This is a genomic window from Halalkalibaculum sp. DA3122, from assembly GCF_043951865.1.
In the GTDB taxonomy this organism is placed as follows: Bacteria; Bacteroidota; Rhodothermia; order Balneolales; family Balneolaceae; genus JAMQKA01.
Genome location: NZ_JBINJF010000007.1, coordinates 154597 through 173451 on the forward strand (window position 1 = coordinate 154597; position 18855 = coordinate 173451).

General features: G+C 46.5%; 15 protein-coding genes and 1 riboswitch. Of the genes, 8 read left to right on the forward strand and 7 right to left on the reverse strand.

Annotated features, from left to right (window positions below; all coding sequences use genetic code 11):
* Positions 1-157 precede the first annotated feature (157 nt).
* Positions 158-604, forward strand: a complete 447-nt coding sequence (locus ACG2F4_RS07225) for a hypothetical protein (RefSeq protein ID WP_395259549.1) — start codon at positions 158-160, stop codon at positions 602-604.
* A gap of 79 nt (positions 605-683) precedes the next feature.
* Here ACG2F4_RS07225 and ACG2F4_RS07230 read toward each other — a convergent pair whose 3' ends face one another.
* Entirely contained in the window at positions 684-833 is a 150-nt protein-coding gene (locus tag ACG2F4_RS07230; protein ID WP_395259550.1) for a hypothetical protein, read from the reverse strand.
* Positions 834-883: 50 nt separating this feature from the next.
* On the opposite strand from ACG2F4_RS07230, the gene ACG2F4_RS07235 reads away from it, so the two are divergent.
* From ACG2F4_RS07235 to ACG2F4_RS07255, 5 genes are all read left to right on the forward strand, one after another.
* The gene (locus tag ACG2F4_RS07235) at positions 884-1225 is read left to right on the forward strand and encodes a Fic family protein (RefSeq protein ID WP_395259551.1); all 342 of its coding nucleotides are present in this window, start codon (positions 884-886) and stop codon (positions 1223-1225) included.
* A gap of 285 nt (positions 1226-1510) precedes the next feature.
* The gene (locus ACG2F4_RS07240) at positions 1511-2098 is read left to right on the forward strand and encodes an RNA polymerase sigma-70 factor (protein ID WP_395259552.1); all 588 of its coding nucleotides are present in this window, start codon (positions 1511-1513) and stop codon (positions 2096-2098) included.
* 275 nt (positions 2099-2373) lie between these two features.
* Complete coding sequence (locus ACG2F4_RS07245; protein ID WP_395259553.1) at positions 2374-3318, forward strand: FecR family protein; 945 nt, start codon at positions 2374-2376, stop codon at positions 3316-3318.
* Positions 3319-3444: 126 nt separating this feature from the next.
* A complete protein-coding gene (locus ACG2F4_RS07250; RefSeq protein ID WP_395259554.1) occupies positions 3445-6888 on the forward strand; it encodes a SusC/RagA family TonB-linked outer membrane protein in 3444 nt (1147 codons plus the stop codon).
* 25 nt (positions 6889-6913) lie between these two features.
* Positions 6914-8362 carry a SusD/RagB family nutrient-binding outer membrane lipoprotein gene (locus ACG2F4_RS07255; RefSeq protein WP_395259555.1) on the forward strand — a complete coding sequence of 483 codons (1449 nt, stop codon included), beginning with the start codon at positions 6914-6916 and terminating at the stop codon, positions 8360-8362.
* 300 nt (positions 8363-8662) lie between these two features.
* On the opposite strand, the gene ACG2F4_RS07260 is transcribed toward ACG2F4_RS07255, so the two are convergent.
* Positions 8663-10480 carry a metallophosphoesterase gene (locus ACG2F4_RS07260; protein ID WP_395259556.1) on the reverse strand — a complete coding sequence of 606 codons (1818 nt, stop codon included), beginning with the start codon at positions 10478-10480 and terminating at the stop codon, positions 8663-8665.
* A 544-nt stretch (positions 10481-11024) separates the two neighbouring features.
* Here ACG2F4_RS07260 and ACG2F4_RS07265 point away from each other — a divergent pair.
* On the forward strand, positions 11025-11978 hold the full coding sequence (locus tag ACG2F4_RS07265; protein ID WP_395259557.1) for a hypothetical protein: 954 nt from the start codon (positions 11025-11027) through the stop codon (positions 11976-11978).
* Positions 11979-12109: 131 nt separating this feature from the next.
* Here the strand turns inward: ACG2F4_RS07265 and ACG2F4_RS07270 are convergent, their stop codons facing one another.
* The 5 genes from ACG2F4_RS07270 to ACG2F4_RS07290 form a co-directional block, all read right to left on the reverse strand.
* Positions 12110-12445, reverse strand: coding sequence for a PRC-barrel domain-containing protein (locus ACG2F4_RS07270; RefSeq protein ID WP_395259558.1), 336 nt, complete (start codon positions 12443-12445; stop codon positions 12110-12112).
* Between the two features lie 99 nt (positions 12446-12544).
* Entirely contained in the window at positions 12545-13147 is a 603-nt protein-coding gene (locus ACG2F4_RS07275; protein WP_395259559.1) for a hypothetical protein, read from the reverse strand.
* 139 nt (positions 13148-13286) lie between these two features.
* On the reverse strand, positions 13287-14921 hold the full coding sequence (gene groL / locus ACG2F4_RS07280) for a chaperonin GroEL (RefSeq protein WP_395259560.1): 1635 nt from the start codon (positions 14919-14921) through the stop codon (positions 13287-13289).
* A 128-nt stretch (positions 14922-15049) separates the two neighbouring features.
* Complete coding sequence (locus ACG2F4_RS07285) at positions 15050-15700, reverse strand: phosphoribosyltransferase (protein WP_395259561.1); 651 nt, start codon at positions 15698-15700, stop codon at positions 15050-15052.
* Positions 15701-15939: 239 nt separating this feature from the next.
* On the reverse strand, positions 15940-16923 hold the full coding sequence (locus ACG2F4_RS07290) for a magnesium transporter (RefSeq protein WP_395259562.1): 984 nt from the start codon (positions 16921-16923) through the stop codon (positions 15940-15942).
* Between the two features lie 2 nt (positions 16924-16925).
* A riboswitch (TPP riboswitch) is annotated at positions 16926-17021 on the reverse strand.
* A gap of 984 nt (positions 17022-18005) precedes the next feature.
* Here ACG2F4_RS07290 and ACG2F4_RS07295 point away from each other — a divergent pair.
* Positions 18006-18668, forward strand: a complete 663-nt coding sequence (locus tag ACG2F4_RS07295) for a L,D-transpeptidase (protein WP_395259563.1) — start codon at positions 18006-18008, stop codon at positions 18666-18668.
* Positions 18669-18855: the final 187 nt, after the last annotated feature.

An 18855-nucleotide genomic window follows, 5' to 3' on the forward strand; every position in this document is an offset into this window, starting at 1 on the left:
CTAATTCCATTTTGGGGTTACACAATACCTTGCTTACCGTTATTTAGCCTCTCGAATAGGTGAATTTCTGTGCGTACTTGTATAACCCGGACTGTTCATTATTTTAATTAATCGTTGGCAAAATAGAGAAATAGAGACAAAACTAAACTATGGCAAGATGAGACAATTATTTATTGTAATAATCCTATCTTTTATGACTGCTTCATGTGCAGGGCCGGAGACTGTGGCAAGGGATGAAGTTGTTAACGTAACAGGATATGACTTTTCAGAATATACCGATCAAGGTTTTTTAATAACACCTGAACAGTATCTAGGGGAGTATCAGTCTATCGGACTAATAACACTAACCCAATGGCCTGCCGTAAGAAAAACGACTAGGCGAATTCCTGATTCAGATAGTAATACCGGATATCGAACCGTGGAGGAATTTTATCCTGAAGATATAAATGTTGAAAAGGCCATTGATGAAATTTATAAAGTAGCTAACGAAATGGGAGCAGATGCAATAGCTCGGTTTGATGTTACTTCCACCTCACGAATGAATGGCGATTTAAGGGTTCAAGGAGTAGAAATATCGGGCTTTGCTATTAAAAGGGACAACTAAGTCTCATTCCGATTCTAAGGACCTATCTTTTCGCCAGGGGTATCCTGCCATTGCTAAATTGAGCGGGTTTTCGCAGTCCCTACGGGTAAAGCCTGAAACTGAATATCTGGCCACCCACAATATGATCGTTGTCCTCATAATAGCGGATCATCTCGGTAAAGGCGCGGTGGGAAAGCTCTTCTGGGTCGGTGGTTAGCTTGTTGCTCTCTTCCAGCAGCAGGTCAAACATACTGTCGAGGCACTATTGGATTTGGTGGCTTGAAGCACCAGCGGCAGCGCATGCGATTTAAAGGAACCAGTTCCTCCAAAATTGATGAAAAACTGGATATGGCTTTTTCCCATCTGGTTATAGATCCAGGGGATCCCATCGAAAATGCGATGCGATTTTACCAGCGCTTTGTCTATATCCACCCTTCTTATGATGCTAATGGCAGAATCGGGCGGGTAATTGTATCTACCTATCTCAACTTGTTTGGCTATTACGTCCAGTGGGGAGAATTCGATGGTCCTAACAATAGCAAATTCATCAATAAGTTGAATGCTTGTCACGAGAGAATGGAAGCGGCCATACTTTTGAAGAGTATTTTGGGTATCTCCTTTCTTTTTTCAAAAAGTATGTGATATCCGTAGATGAGTTGAGTGATTTTGAAAGGGAATAAAAAGAATTTTGACTTACTTCAAATATTTGAGTCAGATTTCTTGACCCTTTTTAGGCAAAAGTGTTCCTAATTAAACGAAAACCAAGAAATCTGAGCAATCCTAAAATTTTGCGGTAGGTTTGGCTAAGTCCGACCATCACTTTAGCCGTAACATATTCTTAATCTAATTATAATAGTTACAAAACCGAGTTTCCCATCCGATGTGTTAATATTTACTGCGTGATTTCACCGTCAGTAAATATGGAAGATGGACAAACACAGCGATATCAAAGATTTAGCCAGGCGCCTGCGGATGTCAGACCAGCAGGCCTTTTCAGAACTATATGAAATCTATCACGGCAAGCTCTTCCGGTTTGCCCTGAGCTACCTGAATTCTGAAACGGAGGCCGAAGATGTAGTACACGATCTGTTTGTAAAGCTTTGGGAAAAACGGAACCTGATTCAGCCGGATCAAAATTTTGATTCCTACCTTTTTACCTTATCAAAGAATCATATTCTCAATGTGATCAGAAATAAGAGAGTACGGCGCGAGTGCCACGATGAAATTCGCAGCTCAGGCTTAATTCCCCGTAATCCAACCCTTCAGCGTATTTCAGAAGCAGAGTATCAACATTTATACGACCAGGCACTGGCACAGCTCCCAAAACGGCGAAAAGAAGTATACCTGCTAAGCCGGCAGGAAGGTCTCACCTATAAAGAAATTGCCGACAAGCTGGATATATCCAAAAATACGGTAGAAGTTCACATGGTCAGGTCTCTCAAATGCATTCGGCAGTCCCTGCTCAAAAAGGGCGATAATCGCATCCGGACGTTAATACAGCAACAATATTCCTGACGAATTATAAGGCAACACCATTCTCTTTTATTCCGCAGAAGGCGGCTGAAACGGATCCGGCTGGAAAATCACCGGATTTAAACCCAACACTCCTATCTGCGTGAATCTACCTGATTCGCATTAGTATGAATGTTTAATGCAAATGGGAATAATGCAGCAATTCCCTGTCTGACATAGCACTTCCTCCCCCGGTGTTAAATAATTGTTAACTGCGTAATGGTTTTTGGCTGACTGTGTGTATAACCAGTAGCTAACATGAAACCAATACGCTACGAATGACCACGCACCACGATAATATACACAAGCGACGCTGGGAAAAAATAAATGCAGATCCCCTTGAGGATGTGCGTCGGAAGCAGATAAAGAACAGAATACGGCAAACACTTTCATTCGAAGAAGATCCGGTGAAAGCCACTTCTATTTTTTCCCTTCGCAGATCGTACATGGCCGCTGCATCGTTGCTGATACTGGTGTCCGTATGTGTGGGACTATTCATCAATTTTAATGCATCATCCAGCGAACAAGTAATGGCAAAATACAGCACAACGGTAGGAGAGACCCTATCCATCACGCTCCCCGATGGCTCTAACGTTTGGTTAAATGCTGAGAGTAACTTAAGGGTACAAGCGGGTTATAACGAGCAGAACCGCCGGGTGGCCCTGGAAGGAGAAGCCTATTTTGAAGTTGCCCCTGATCCGGATCGCCCGTTCCAGGTACAAAGTGACGATTTGCTAACCCAGGTGCTTGGGACCCGATTCAATATTCGATCCTATCGCTCTGATCCCGTACGTCAAGTAACTGTCACAGAAGGTAAGGTCCGGGTTAAAAAAGCGACAAAAAATGAAGGAATAAACGTTGAGAAGCAATCTACGGTAGATCTTGGAGTGGGGGAGCAATTGGAGATTTGGCCCAGTGAAGATCGGCTTATTAAAAAGAAGGTTGCCAAGGCTGATCGCTTCACATCCTGGCGGAAAGGTATTTTGCTTTTTGAAAAGACCACATTACGGCAGGTGGCTGATGAACTTTATCGCCGTTTTGGAATTACAATGCTCTTTGCGGATCCCGAGCTCACCAATACGCGCATTACCGGTCGCTTTGATGATGAGAACTGGGAAGAAATCATTGAGATGATCTGCATTTCCACAAATTTAGGCTACAAAACCGTTGATTCAACAGCAACAATCCATCGAACAAAAACAGAAATGAAAGGAGGACAATGATGGCATAGACACTACATAAAAAAGCCGGATGTGCGGTAACACACCCGGCTGAATAACTCAAAAAACAGCAATAGTAATTACTGTTTACCCCTATACGGGGTGAGCTTGCAAAATTAAAATTAAACTATGAAAAAGTTATTATCCAAATCAATTCTATTTGCCCTGGTTTTACTTTTTTCCACTCCGGGGTATGCCCAGCCAACACAATTTAATGAACTGGCTCAATACCAGTTACAGATTCCGGGCCAAGACCAGGTTCTCACCATAACCAAGCAGAAGGTATCATTCGTAGCAGCCATCCAGAAGTTAGAGCAGCTAACGGGTTTATCTTTCATCTATAGCCAGGATAAAATTAATCTTAACAAAAAGGTCTGGCTTAAAGCAGACCAACAACCCCTGAATGCCGTCCTCGATGAATTATGTGGCCAAGTGGGCGTTTCATATCATCTTCGATCCAACAAGATCATACTTTCAGCTGAAAACGAGTATTCACATATTTCAGCTTTGTTTCCATTCAGTGGGCAGGTACTGGACGGCGATTCAGGACTGCCACTTCCGGGCGTAAACATCCGTGTGAAAGGTACGGACCGGGGAACAACGACTGACAGTGAGGGTACCTTTTCGTTCAATGATCTGTCGGAAGGGGATCTGCTAGTCTTTAGCTTTATCGGTTACCAGGATAAAGTGGTGAGGATTCAAGATTCCGAAGAAATCACAGTGCGCCTCTATCCGCAGGCCAGTGAGCTTTCCGAAGTGGTGGTAACCGCTTTGAATATAGATCGGGAGCGCACCCGGCTGGGCTACTCCATCCAGAGTGTGAATGGAACCGATCTTGACAACAGCAGCGAAACAAATGTCGTGAATGCCCTGAGCGGGAAAGTCTCCGGCATTAAGGTGACCAGTGCCGGCGGGGGCATCGGCAGTTCATCTCGTATTGTCATCCGTGGCGAAAATTCCATTACCGGGCAGAACCAGCCATTGTTTGTGATAGACGGCGTGCCGGTGGATAACAGCAACATCAAGTCTGGAACGGGCAGCTTTCGTCCGGATGCCGGGGGCAGCAAATCTGCTATAGACTACGGGAATACCATTAGCGATCTGAACCCGAACGATATCGAGTCGATAAGCGTGCTCAAGGGACCTAATGCGGCCGCACTTTACGGCTCGCGTGCCGCTAACGGTGTGGTACTGATTAAAACCAAGACCGGACAAGGTGCCGAAGGAATTGGGGTTACAGTTGAGTCCGGAGTGTCCTTTCAGCAACCGATGATTCTGCCGGATTATCAAAATGAATACGGCCAGGGCGTCGGGGATAATTTTGAATTCGTGGACGGTCGCAATGGCGTTAACGACGGTTCCGATATCAGCTTTGGACCGCCCCTGGATGAGGGACTTGAATTTGTTCAGTTCAATTCCAACGGCGAGCCAGCACCGTGGATATCTCATCCCGACAATGTGAAAGACTTTTTCGAGACGGGCACGAAGTATTCAAACAATATTGCCATTACCGGCGGAGGAGAGCAGGCTGACTTCCGGCTGTCGTTCACCAATACCGAAGAAACGGGCATGGTCCCCAATACGGACTTGGGTCGGAATAATATTTCACTAAATGCAGGCACCCAACTAACTGACCAGTTTAACGCCCGGGCTTCCGTAAACTACGTAAAAACAAGCAGCGGAAACCGTATGGGAGGCGGTTACGACGATCAAAACGTGATGAAACAGTTTTTGTGGTTCGGCCGGCAGGTTGATATTCCCGCCCTGAAAGCCGAATACCAGGATCACGGTAACGAAGTGAACTGGAATACCAACTACCACAATAATCCGTACTTTATCGTAAACGAAAATACCAATGCACTGGACCGAGACCGCCTGTTCGGAAATCTTTCCCTTTCCTACAACGTAACCGAATGGCTTACAGCCCAGGCAAAAGCGGGCATCGATTTTTTCAACGATGTTCGGACGATCAAAAGAGCTTATAACGGGATTGAGTTTCCGGAGGGCGCGTTCACCGAAGATGTCTATAAAATATCGGAGCAGAATTATGAGTTTTTGCTTCGCGGTGAACAGAATATTTCCGAATATTTCTCACTCGATTTTTCGGCCGGCGGCAACTGGATGAAACACACCATGCGGCAAAATCTGGTGCAAGCGCGGCAGCTGGCGGTTCCCGGGGTCTATAATGTGGGAAATGCAAAAGGGATCCCCTTAGCCCAAAATCGATATGAAGAAAAACAGATCTACAGCGTGTACGGTCTTTCGGAGCTGGGATTCCGCGATTACCTGTTCCTGGAGGTGACGGCCCGAAACGACTGGTCGAGCACCCTGCCGTCCGATAACAACTCCTATTTCTATCCGTCCGTATCACTGAGCGGCGTGCTCACCGAGATGTTTGATATCTCCGATAATGTGCTTGATTACGCCAAGCTGAGAGCCAGCTATGCAGAGGTCGGTTCCGACACCGATCCCTACCAGTTGAACCAGGTGTACAGTACCGCTGTCTCCAACTGGGGTGCCATCACTACAGCATCAGAATCGAACACGATTCCCAATAAAGGTCTTAAACCCCAGATTACCACTTCCTATGAAATTGGGGCCGATCTCCGCTTTTTGGATGGAAAACTTGCTTTTGATGTGACCTGGTACGACATGTACACAAAGAACCAGATCGTCAGTTCAGGCATCTCAAGTTCTTCAGGATACAAGTCACAAATATTTAATGCCGGTAAAATTCAAAACAGAGGAATTGAAGCGTCTGCATTTATTCAACCGCTCAATGCTTCAAGTCCATTCCAGTGGGATCTGACCGTCAACTATGCCCGCAATCGGAATGAAGTGCTGGAGCTGGCCGAAGGGGTAGATCGCCTGCGGCTGCCAAGTGGACGTCTCTTCAGGCTGGACGTTGTAGCAGTTGAAGGCGAACCTTTTGGTTCATTTTACGGTCGTGGTATGAGGCGCACCGAAGATGGTGAAATTATTTTCAAATCAAACGGTCTGCCAGATCTCTATGACGAGGGACGGATCCAGGGGAATTACCAGCCTGACTGGACTGGCGGTATCTCCAACACCTTCAGCTACGAGGGTCTTTCGCTGAATGTACTTATTGATGGTAGCATCGCTGGAGAGATTTACTCCGGCACCAACGTGATTGGCCGTCGTGCCGGTGTATTGGCCTCTACGCTTGAGGGGCGCGAAAATGGTATCGTTGGAGACGGTGTCGTCGAGAATCCCGATGGATCGTACAGCCCGAATACCACCAACGTTTCGGCCTCTTCCTGGTACCTGGGATATTACGGGTATCACAACACTGAGATGAGTATTTTCGATGCCAGCTATATCAAGCTCAGGGAAGTGACGCTGTCATACAATCTGCCGTACAGATGGCTGCAAAACCTGCCAATCAAGTCAGCCGACGTCTCTGTTACAGGGCGCAACCTGTTGTTGCTGCACAGTAACGCTCCCAATATTGATCCTGAAACGGCCATTGCCAATGATATAGCGCAGGGACTCGAGTTTGGCCAGATCCCTTCCGCACGGTCCGTCGGCTTCAATATTTCCCTCTCACTCTAACGATTTAAAAACAAGTTTATCAATCATGACTACTCAAAAATCTTTATTTCTTGCTGTACTGTGTCTTGTCGTGTTTATATATGGATGTGATGAGTCACTGACGGATGTAAATTCCAATCCCAACAGCCCGACAGATGTAGATCCCAATATCATTCTACCGTACGCCATGGAGAGTGCCGTAGACCTCTACCAGGGGGCAGCCGTGGGTATGGAGTTTGGAAACCTTATCGTCCAGCACTGGGCCCGCATCCAGGGAACGGACAAAGATCGCTACATATACAGTAACTCTTCATTCAGTAGTTTTTGGGAAGGTGGGTATTCCGGTCCGCTGATGGACTTCCAGCGCATCCAGAAGCTGGGAGAAGAGCAGGGAAATCCCAACTACCAGGCCGTGGGTATGATTATGAAAGCCTGGTACTTTTCGCTACTAACAGATTCGTTTGGCGATATCCCGTATAGCGAGGCCCTGCAGGGTATTGACGGTGGCGTTACCCAACCGGCGTTTGATCGCCAGGAAGTTATCTATACCAATCTGCTGCAGCAGTTGGAAACGGCAAGTTCTATGATCGTAACCAACGATCACGAAATCAGTGGTGATATTCTTTACAGCGGGGATATGAGCAAATGGCAGAAGTTTGCCAATTCCCTCCGTTTTCGTCTGTTGATGCGTATTTCCGGGAAGGAAAATGTAAGCAGCAAGCTGGCAAGTCTGGTGCAAAACGACAATATGTTTGACTCCAATGAGGATAACGCCCAGCTGGTGTACCTTTCCAATCCGCCCAATCGACATCCCATCATTGAGCTGCCCTCCGGCCGACGCAACCAGTTCAGGGTCAGTAAAACGCTGGTTGATCGCCTCAAACAGCTCAACGATCCCCGGCTGGAAGTATATGCGGATACCACGCAGTACACTTCGGCAACCAAGCCACAGGATAGCCTCTATGTAGGCGTGCCGAACGGCCTTATGCCAGAGGATGCTGCCAAGTTGGGTATGGACCGCACCTCAAAAATCGGGTCGGCATTTCGTAAGGCTGAGACGCCCGGCGTAATAATGACTTACGCTGAACTGAATTTCCTGATGGCCGAGGCCGCCGAAAAAGGATTTATTTCCGGTTCGGTGGAAAGTTATTATGAGAAAGGCATTCGGGCGTCCTTTGATCAACATGGAGTTACCGGGGTCGACAGCTACCTTTCCGAAGCTGAGGTTGATTTTGATCCCGCAAATGCCCTGCAGCTGATTGGCGAACAGAAATGGATCGCCCTCTACGGACAAGGTTTAGAAGCCTGGAATGACTGGAAACGAACCGGCTTCCCTGAACTGGAGCCATCCATCGCCAATGACAATGACGACCAAATTCCGGTCCGCATGGAATATCCCTTCTCGGCACAAATCACGAACCAGCAGAATTATGATGAGGCGATTAGCCGACAGGGAGAAAACAGTATCAACACGCATGTTTGGTGGGATGAATAAGCTGGACTAAATCCAGAGCCAAACACTCAAAATTAAGGGGAAGGATGATAGCTCATCCTTCCCCTTTTTCATGTTTAATAGCTGCCTAAACGGAAAATATCTTAAATGTGAAGTATTGGTTCGCGGAAATGACCAACTCCAGACCCAGGAAATTACCGTCTAGTGTGTATTAAAAAACTAATAATGTGGAAATGAAATCCCATTTTGGAATGCGATAAACCTCAATATATAAGCTTGATAGGGTTCGGTTTTTCTATTCGTAAAATGAACACCCAAATCCAGAGTTGTTGGGGTTTTGCCTTATTTTGTTATAGTCAGTTCATCAAGAACCTTTCGATCATTGTCAATAGCCTGGAATAAAATTGTATCAGCCCGAACTTGCCAGCGTGTAAAATGATGAGTAAATAATACTGTATCCATTTTGGGGTAATCAGAAAGTTCCGGTTTTGTAGTAATATTACCACCCGCTCCTCCGGTCACAATATAATACGTAGTTTGATTCCCATATTGTTTGATCAATCGCTCGTACGCATGACTGTGCCCCGCAACCACAAAATCGATATTGTACTTTTCGATAAGAGGTTCCAAGGCCTCGCGAACCGAAACTTCCCCGTGGTAGCCCGGCCAGCCCTGTGCATATGGTGGATGATGCAGCACAATAAAATGCCATTTAGCATCAGTCCAAAACGGCTTCTTTAGTTCACTGACCAGCCACTTGTATTGGTCAGAATTTGGTTCAATGCCCACCGGAAATGTGTTATGTGGATCAAGTGCAATAAAAGCAGCATTACCACTGGACCAAGAGTAGTAGGTTCTGGGTGGTTCGTTACCATTACGGGCATATTTATGAAAATCCTTGGCGATCATGGAATCGTAAAAACCGTCATAATCGTGGTTGCCTGGCACCAGGTATACCGGGGTGTGAGCACTCATCGGGTGCAGGGTTTGCAGTAGCCGTGTATACTCTTGAGGGCGCCAGGCTTGGTCGGCCAGGTCGCCAACACCTACTGTGAATTCAAGCGGATGCGCCTGCATGGCATGTACCACCTGGTCAAAAGTTTCCCACCCGCTCTGGCTGTCGCCCCAGATAGCAAACTCAAAGTGAGTGGTGTCCCTCGGAAGTTTAAAGGGATATACCCTGGAGCGATTTTCATGCTGTTTTATTTGATAGTAATAAGTTTTGCCGGGCTCCAGGTTTGATAGAGATATCTCATGCATTCTATACGATGAATCACTTTCTATGGTATTATTCATAAGTTCAGGGTCAGATCCCCAAATAACCTGGTGCGATGTGGGGATATCTGTTTCCCACAAGATCGATAACTTCCCTGGACCAACGTGCTGCAGATAGGGTGGGGTTTCAAAATAGGGCAGATGTTTGAGTGCTTTTTCAGCACTTGCCACAGTCTTTTCGGTTGGATTGTTTATTGCTAATAAAATAGTGTTGACTGTGGTATTAGACAGTTCTTCAAACTGAATCGCCTTTTCAACGAATAGCTCAACTCTTCGGTATAATTTTCGATAGCGTTCATAGTGCATGAATTCCTGATGGTTGTAAGCGTGTACAGAGTTGAGTCCGCCGTGCATGGCATTATTCAACACGCGGATTACCAGCTTTTTAGGTGAAGAGCTGGCGGGGAAATGAAAAAAGCGTCCGCGATATACCGATATGCGTTGCCCGCCGTACCAGGCCTGCGCACCATCATCAGCATTGATGCGGAGGGTGACGGGGCGCGGGAATGCAATTTGGGTGACGTACCACATTGGGCTATCCGGCTCCAACAGTCGATGGCGTATCGTCACAGGTTGCAGTGAACCCGGCAGGTCGTGAAGGGTTACATCGAGTCGCTCAGAAGAAGCTCCCTTGGCGTACAGCCAATTTATATCTGAAAAAATATTCAGCCGATTTGGGCGACTTGGAACATCAAGTTGCTTGAAGGCTTTTTTTATTTTATGAATTTCAGCAGAATTCGATTCTAGAGAAGCTTCGAATACAGATTTATCTGTACTTTTACCCAGTTGCTGATTCTGACAGTTAGCGGTAAAATGGAGAAAAAGAACTAAAATCACTGGGAGTACTATCGCGATATGAGTATTACGTAAGTGTTTTGAAAACATGGTTAGGTTTGTGTAGAACGGTTAATTTTGAACCATTCTACACTTAACATGAGGTATAACCACTACACTTTATACTAAAAATCACATTACTTTTTATGGATCTACTTATGCCACATTTTCGACGCCCCATCCCATCCGAAAATTTGCAGTACCAACTGAATTAGCCAGTAGAGGTGCCGTTATTACTTAAGACGATGCAAAACTGGCTCAAACAAGGCTATATGGACGAGGTCGCCACCAAGATCGGCCCACTAAGCAATAACTGCGGTGACTCCGTAAGGAGAACCGTCAACTCAAGCAAAGGCGACAGCTTGGTTTGCCAAGGAGACCGACGCAACTCTTGAGAACTAACTCATCACGTTCAAGAACGTAAAAGGGTATTTTAAAAAAACAATCTATCCCAATCTGTCCCATTCTTTAACACCCCATTGCACCCTGTTCCAGCCCATCCCGGGGTATTTTTCCTAATTTGAATTAGTGTTACGTTGATATCAGTTATTGGTCACACTGACGCAATAACCCCATGCCAACGAACACGAAGCCAATGCCTGAAACGCTGGAAAATAAGCCGAACGAACCCCAAGAGCGGGACTACGCCACCTTCCTGCTAGAGCTGGAGCAAGGCCTGCCGATTTTTGGGCGCATTACCGGTACTACTAACGGGCTCCAGCAAGTAGAGAAAGAGCTACCGTTCAACTTCCGGCAGCCCTTCAATGTGGTAAAAGCAATATTCAAATTAGAACCGGGCCTGTACTCTCTGCACACCGGCATCGACGAAGATATTGTGATCGGCTTTCGCATTGACCCACCCGAGGATCAGCCCGATACTTTGGGCCAAGAACCTGCTGCCGCCAGCAGAACCGCTCCTGAAAATTATTACCAGCAACGCGCCCTGCGGCTGGAAGGCGAGCTGCATGACGCCGACCGCAAGATTCGCCAGCTCGTCGATGAAATCATGGGGCTCAAGCGCCAGCTCTCCGAAGACAAAACGGCTACGCTGCTGACCCACCAGCGGGAGCTGGCCGACCTAAAGGAATCCCACCGCAACGAGATTGACCGGCTCAAGGAAATGCACCGAAGTGACCTCAAAGCTCTCGAAAAAGAGCTCGCAGAACTGGAAAAGGTGAAATTCCGCATGGAGATGGAGCAGCGGGCCGGCGGCCGGGACGCGGGCAGCCGCATGCTGGATATGCTGGAGGAGAATGCCCCCATGTTTTTCACCGTGATCTCCCAGCTGTTTGCTGGCCAGGGAGGACAAAAGCAGCTATTACAACCACCGGCTGGTACTCCCTATATCAGCGAAGAGGAGGCCCAGGCCCTGGCCAAGGCGCTCAAAACCGAACTAGAACCGACCTCTCCCCAGCCCCAACAACCTGATTCCCACCTCGCTTGCAGCCAACTACTAAGCTGTACGAGCACCGACGTGGGTCCCCATACCCGGCGATTGCTCACCGATGTCATCAGCGAGCTGCAGAAGCTCGTCAAAGCCAACCGGTGATGATATCCTGGTATTGAAGGCGTCTTGAACCGGGCTTCTCAACTGGTAACCAGCTGTACTCGGTGTGAGGAGATCCGCGAGTTAATGGAGGCTCAGATAAATAACACAATAAAGCTTTGTTAAAATAATTGCTATGTATATAGATGGAACTCTGAAAACCACGGCGCATCCTGATCCACCTCATATACACGTTGATACTTCGTAAAAGTATGTGTGGTACCTGTGATATCTGACAATCGTTCTACGCTTGATAATTTTTGTTCTTCGATTTCAAAAAAAATGCCATTCTCCTGATTATTCTTAAGTCTCATCAAACTGTTGGGAATCGCAAAGTGACGATGCATTTTACCCACGAAATCCGCATAGCATAACATAATATAGAGTATCATCCCATCCCCCGGGTCAATCATGATATTTTGAATAACTCCGACATCCTCTCCATCCCTGTTCTTTACTTTCCTTCCCATGATATTCGTTACTAATTGAATAGAACTCCTCATCACATTTTCCCTTTCGATATTATTTCACCCTATCACCCTATTTGGGGGGGGGTGGGATATGAACGACTACTTCAACAATTCATCTTGCACATTTATGATTTTGTGGCGACACCGAGCAACCCAATGGGACTCCTTTTTGATAAGTTGCTTATCCTTTAAGGCTTTTTTCAAGATCCATCTGATGTTCGGATCATTTGATAACAGCCAATGTTCAAACATCGGCTTTCCCTGCTCCGGGCAAGCAAGGATGGCACTGCTCCAGTAATAACCCAATGCTTTTTTCAATAATTTATATTCCCGGGTAGATGCTTTCGCTCCGGCAATACTGTTCATTGCTTTTTCAAGTAAGTGGAAAGTCTCTCTTGCATAACTGGGATCCCGTAAAAATTCCTCCCTGCAAATACTCGTTAGGATTGCTCTTTGTTCATACATATTTCCATTAATCCAGTCTTTGCCGATAATAAACAATTGGCCCAAATCATGTTTCCCAATAATCTGTAGTGCTTTTTTTACGGCCTCCCGAATTCGCCAGCGTTCATCGGAAGCGGCTCTTCGTAAGAGCTCAACGGCATTTTCCTTCCCTTCAATGACTAGTCGTCCCAGGCCCAACACGCCACAAAAAGTCAGGAACTCTTTAGGGGAGTTCTGTGGGGCATCTTTCTCCGACATAGATGCGTATTCCTGAATTACATGTATGCCATCCATATTGCTAAGGTTAAATATGGTAAATCGTTACTCACATCTTATTCGAAATATATTGCAAGCGATGTAGATGAATAAGGTACCCAAAAAACCGATTACTCCTGTTTTACTCTAGCATACCATCTTCCAGGGCGGCTTCATCACGGAAGCTTTTGGGCTTTTCTTCGACTTCAGTCATCGTCGCTTCGGTAAGCAGTAGTGTCCCGGCCACCGATACGGCATTTTCGAGCGCGATTCGAACCACTTTGGTCGGGTCGATAATACCGGCTTTATACAGGTCGACAAACTGGTTTTGCGCGGCATCAAAACCATAGTTCCCATCCCCGGCCATCATCTTTTCAACGATTACCCCGTCATCGACTCCCGAATTTTCAGCAATCTGCCGGGCGGGTGCTTCCAAAGCCCTCCGCAATATGAGGATACCCGTTTTTTCATCTCCCTCTGTTTTTTTGGCCTCTTCCTCAACGGCATTAGTTGTTCTCAACAAGGCCAGGCCGGCACCCGGTACGATCCCCTCTTCAATGGCCGCCTTGGTGGCGCTGATGGCATCTTCGAAAGCTTCTTTCCGGCTTTTGAGCTCCGTTTCGGAAGGTGCGCCCACCCGGATAACGGCGACACCACCCGAGAGTTTGGCCAGTCGTTCCTGCAGTTTCTCTTTGTCGTAGTCAGAATCTGATTTCTCGATTTGCCTGCGAAGCTCGTTGCATCGCCCTTCGATGGCCCCTTTATCTCCACCTCCGCCGATAACCGTTGTCGTATCTTTGTCCACCAAAATGCGCTGTGCCGAACCCAGCATCTCCGTAGTAATATTCTCAAGCTTCATGCCCAGCGATTCCGATATCAACTGCCCGCCGGTAAGCAGGGCGATATCCTGGAGCATGGCCGTCCGGCGGTCCCCAAAGCCCGGTGCTTTAATGGCCACGCAGGATAGGACACCCCGAATTCGATTCACCACAAGGCTGGCCAGGGCTTCCCCATCCACATCTTCAGCGATCACCACAAGCCCGGTCTGCTGTTTGGCCATCTCTTCCAACATGGGAAGCAAGTCTTTAATATTGCTGATCTTTTTGTCATACAGCAGAATTCGGGGATTCTCTATTTCAACTTCCATCTTCTCGGCATCTGTCACAAAGTATGGGGAAAGATATCCACGGTCGAATTGCATACCCTCTACGACTTCAACCTGGGTCTCCGTACCTTTGGCCTCCTCCACCGTAATCACTCCTTCAGGCCCAATTTTATCGATAGCCTCGGCCACCAGGTCGCCAATGGCACTATCGTTATGCGCCGATATGGTGGCCACCTGCTGTTTTTCCTTGTGTGTTTTTACCGGTCTGGAAATTTCTTTTAATGCCTCAACAGCAACGGCTAATCCCCGGTCCAACCCTCTCTTCAACTCGATAGCACTGGCCCGGGCAGCCACATTTTTGAGTCCCTCGGCAAAAATAGTATAAGCCAAAATTGTTGATGTAGAGGTCCCATCCCCCACCAGGTCACCGGTACACTCGGCAGCTTCTTTCAACACCTGAGCCCCTAGATTCTCTTCGGGGTCTTTCAGGTCCATTTCTTTTGCAATAGTTACGCCATCATTACATACGAGCGGTTTTCCCCATTTTTTGCCAATCAACACTGATTTGGATTTCGGACCCAGGGTTATGCGAACGGCATCATAAAGAGTGGTAGCTCCTTTCAAGAGTTTCTCCCTGGCTGAAGTCTGAAAAAGTAGTTTTTTGTAAGCCATAATGTTCTCCTTGTTAAATTCATTACTCAAATAAATTACGATAGGAAACAACAGATGGGTATAGGCTTTGAAACCAAACGGCATGTAAGAAATGTTCTTCTAGCTCATGTAAGGGAAATCCCTGCCAATTAGGCTGGAGAAGATTTTATTGTTTGATTACGCCAGTTACTCAGGTAGCGTTGCACAGCTTCATCACTAAGGTTCGTAAAATTACGATATCCCTGTGAAACGGCTGCTAAATATTGATATTTATCCAGTATAACCACTTCATCTGCTTCGGCCTCAAGTGCAGTGAGCCTGGTTAGTCCCGAAACCGGAGCTGCTATTACGATCTTTTTGGATTGGTGCTTTCGACACATTCTAAGAGCAGCAAAAATGGTCGCTCCAGTGGCAATACCGTCATCCACGAGGATGACTACACGATTCCTCAGGCTGGGCAGTTCCTTTCCATTGCGGTACTTCAAAATGCGTCTTTGGATTTCCTTATTTTCCTTTGCCTGAACATTGGTAATAATATCTCTGGTAAGATATTGGTTTGACCACGGGTCAAGGTACAGGCTTCCATCCTCTGCAAGTGCTCCAAAGGCAGCTTCGGGCTGTTGAGGATAGCCGAGTTTACGGGTGATGATTACATCAAAGTCGCATTCCAAGGCTCGTGCTACATAATACCCTACTTCCACTCCACCGCGAGGAATAGCCAACACGACAGGCCTTGCCGATTTGTATTTTTTGAGGGCCTTGCCCAGCTCTATACCTGCCTCTTTTCGATTCTCAAACATGACTGTTTTCTCCGATGAGAGTTAATCTATTAATGCATCAAGCTGCGCATTAATAACTTTAACTTCCTTAAAACGAGTTACCAACCCTATAGGTGCTTCTACCAAATGGTTGAGAGGGGTTTTCCTACACAGGATATTCAGGCGAAACTCCCTTGTAATGGCCTGGCGTTGGAGGTTGAGGGTGGGGTACCGTCCAATAGCTATTCAGAACATGATGGCCGTGGTGATAAAAAAGTAGATCAGGATAGACAGCACGTCCTGGATGACGGTTGCGATGGGACCATTTCAAAGGCCGGATCAATATCAATCAGGTTGAACAGAACCGGCAGTACCATGGCAACTAATGTGGCCGTGGAACAGGCTGCAAGCAGGGACAGACTCGTTCCAAACGCCAGTTGTGGATCACTCCAGTTCCAAAGGAGAAATGGATATGAAATCGCTGCCAATACAATCCCTATGGTTATGCCGGTGAGCAACTCTTGCCAGAGCACATTCTTGATGGTCACTCCCACGGAGAGCCCACGTACAATAATTGCTTCCGTTTGCGTACCCACTGCGTCGGCCAGGTATACAATTCCTGGAATAAAAAAGGCAATGGTTAACTCTTCCTGAAGCCTGGACTCAAATCCACTCACCACCTTCGCGGCAATAAACGCTCCCAAAAGCCCAAGTAACAACCAGGGCAGCCGGTGCCAAAAGCGTTTGAAAATTGGTTCCTGCAGCGCGGTTCGTGCTTTGTTCGTATCCTGCAAGAATCCACCCACCCGGCTCAAATCCTCTTCGTGCTCTTTTAGCAGGACTTGTAGTAGCAGATAAGGCGGAATCAAGCCGATAAATTCTCCCTCTTTGTTTACCACCGCCAGGGCCGATTCCTTGTGGTGCACCGCGGTCCATGCCGCCACTTCCTGGTCTACTCCCGGTCTAATCGTCGGGGGTTCCTCATCCATAATATCTCTTGCCATCAAGTGATCACCAGCGGAATACAGATCTTCAATTCGTATCAATCCCACAAACCTGGGGCCATCACAAACAATGATATGGGAGGCACACTCAAAGGCTTGTTCTGTTAGTTTTTTCTGGATGTCGATGGCATCGAGATCGGGAGAAACAATCGGTACAGAGGTAGTCGCAAGATCGGTTGCTATTTGTAAATTGGACTCTATAATGTCTAGAGGAACGGGAGAAGATATAGCCACCGAATTGCGGTATATATTGGAGTTCAAATCAAAAAAGCCAACGGTTTCCTTGCGCCGGTATTACCCGGGTCAAGTTCAAGGGGTATGTTCTCAGCCCCAATAAAGGGGCACCCTCAACCACTGGCTTTCAATGCCGGCACTATTCAAGTGTCGGCAGAAGTTGGCCGTTTGTACACACTTTTGAGATTTCCTTGAACCGGAAGTTCTCGAAAAGAAGCCCTCGGCCGTTAATTCAGGGGTTGCCGTTAGCAACACCATAGTGCCGCTCACGACTGTACAAATTCAATATTTCAAAGACTCTCTTTAAGAACTATTGAAAATATAGAACCTGCCGATAAACCTATTTGTAATGTTTTTTCGTCAGCCAGTGTACAACTTTCACCTACACAAACAAATCAAAATAATGCGTTGTTTTGTTTAGACAGCCTTATCGAAATAGAAGAGAAGGATTTTTCATTGAGAGGTTTACTACCACATCCAAATGCATAGGCACATGATTGGATAGACTTAAAAATTCTATTTGGTCAGAGACCAGTCGAACTATGAAGTTTTCCACGGCCAATGGTGTCCAGAAAGTGATACAAGTAAGAGCCCCGCATGTAATAGTTCACTTTACAAAATTCCAAGGATTTATATCACACGCCTTGTCAATAAAATAAGCACTTCTTGATATCAAAATATTGTGAAATTTTAACCAGCAAGATAAACACCAATAAACATAAAGTTATGAACCGCTTAACTGTTTTGTTGTTTATGTACCACTTGATGAAGTGGGAAAAGAATTTATGCATTCATCGAGTTCAGGATGAACAGATGAGAAACCGATATCAGAGGATGGGGTGGTTTGCGAAACGTCTGCAATACCAGGGAAACCAATTAATGATATATCTCTGATATGAGATCAATCATATAGATAGATCCATGCACATGACAACATTCCGAAACATATTTTTTCTGTTAGTAACGGCTACGCTTCTTCTGATTTTCTACAACAAAAAAGAACCCACAGTTTTTTTTAGAATATTTCCGGAATCAAGACTTCTTCAAGCAACTCTCAGCCCCTCCACTTTTTTAAGGATACGGTAAAGGTCAAGGACTATTTTAAGGTGATGGACAAAATCGTATTTCGATTTGACTCATTGCTCACCTACCCGATTTCTGAGCACTTGATCATTCGCAATAAATCCTGGATGATCGATTCACTGGCGGCTACCGATTATTATGACTTAAAGGAGCGGGGAATTACCAGCCTGAAACTGCTTTTCGAACAGACCTGGCTTGATCTGAACATACCTGAATTCAAACTCCGCATTTGGCAAAACGATAGCGTGATCCATGAATCCCCGGTGCGCGTGGGCAGCAATGAGCATAAGTACCTGGCCATGGCCGGCAGAGTTGTCGATCTGCGCACCCATACCGGGGAGGGAACCATCATCCGACACGTAAAAGAACCCACCTTTATCAATCCCGTCAACAATCACCCCTACCACGTCACCCGTCGGGACGATGGCGTAGAGACCGCGTTGCCCAACGTGCCGTGGCTGGAACCCGAAATAAACGATCTGCGCTATGGCCAGCTTATCCACCCCATCACCAACATCGAAACCCTGGGCACCCCCTCTTCCAACGGCTGTATCGGCACCTCCGAGACGGCGGCCTGGTACCTGTATTATCACGCTCCGGTAGGCACGCACATTGTCATTCGGTATGATATGGAAGTTATCGACGAGAATGGGAATCCCATACGGCTGCAAAATCCATACAATCGGTAAGCTTACACTATCTGAACTCCTAAGCGTTGATCTACCGCGAGGATTATTTAGCCTTCCTCAATCGGGTATTAACATATGATCACCGGTTAAAATAGTTATTGGTTATTAGGAATTAGTTATTAGTTCAGCATTTTAGCCAAATAACTAATAAACCAGTAACAAATAACTAAACCGCGGCTCACAAATC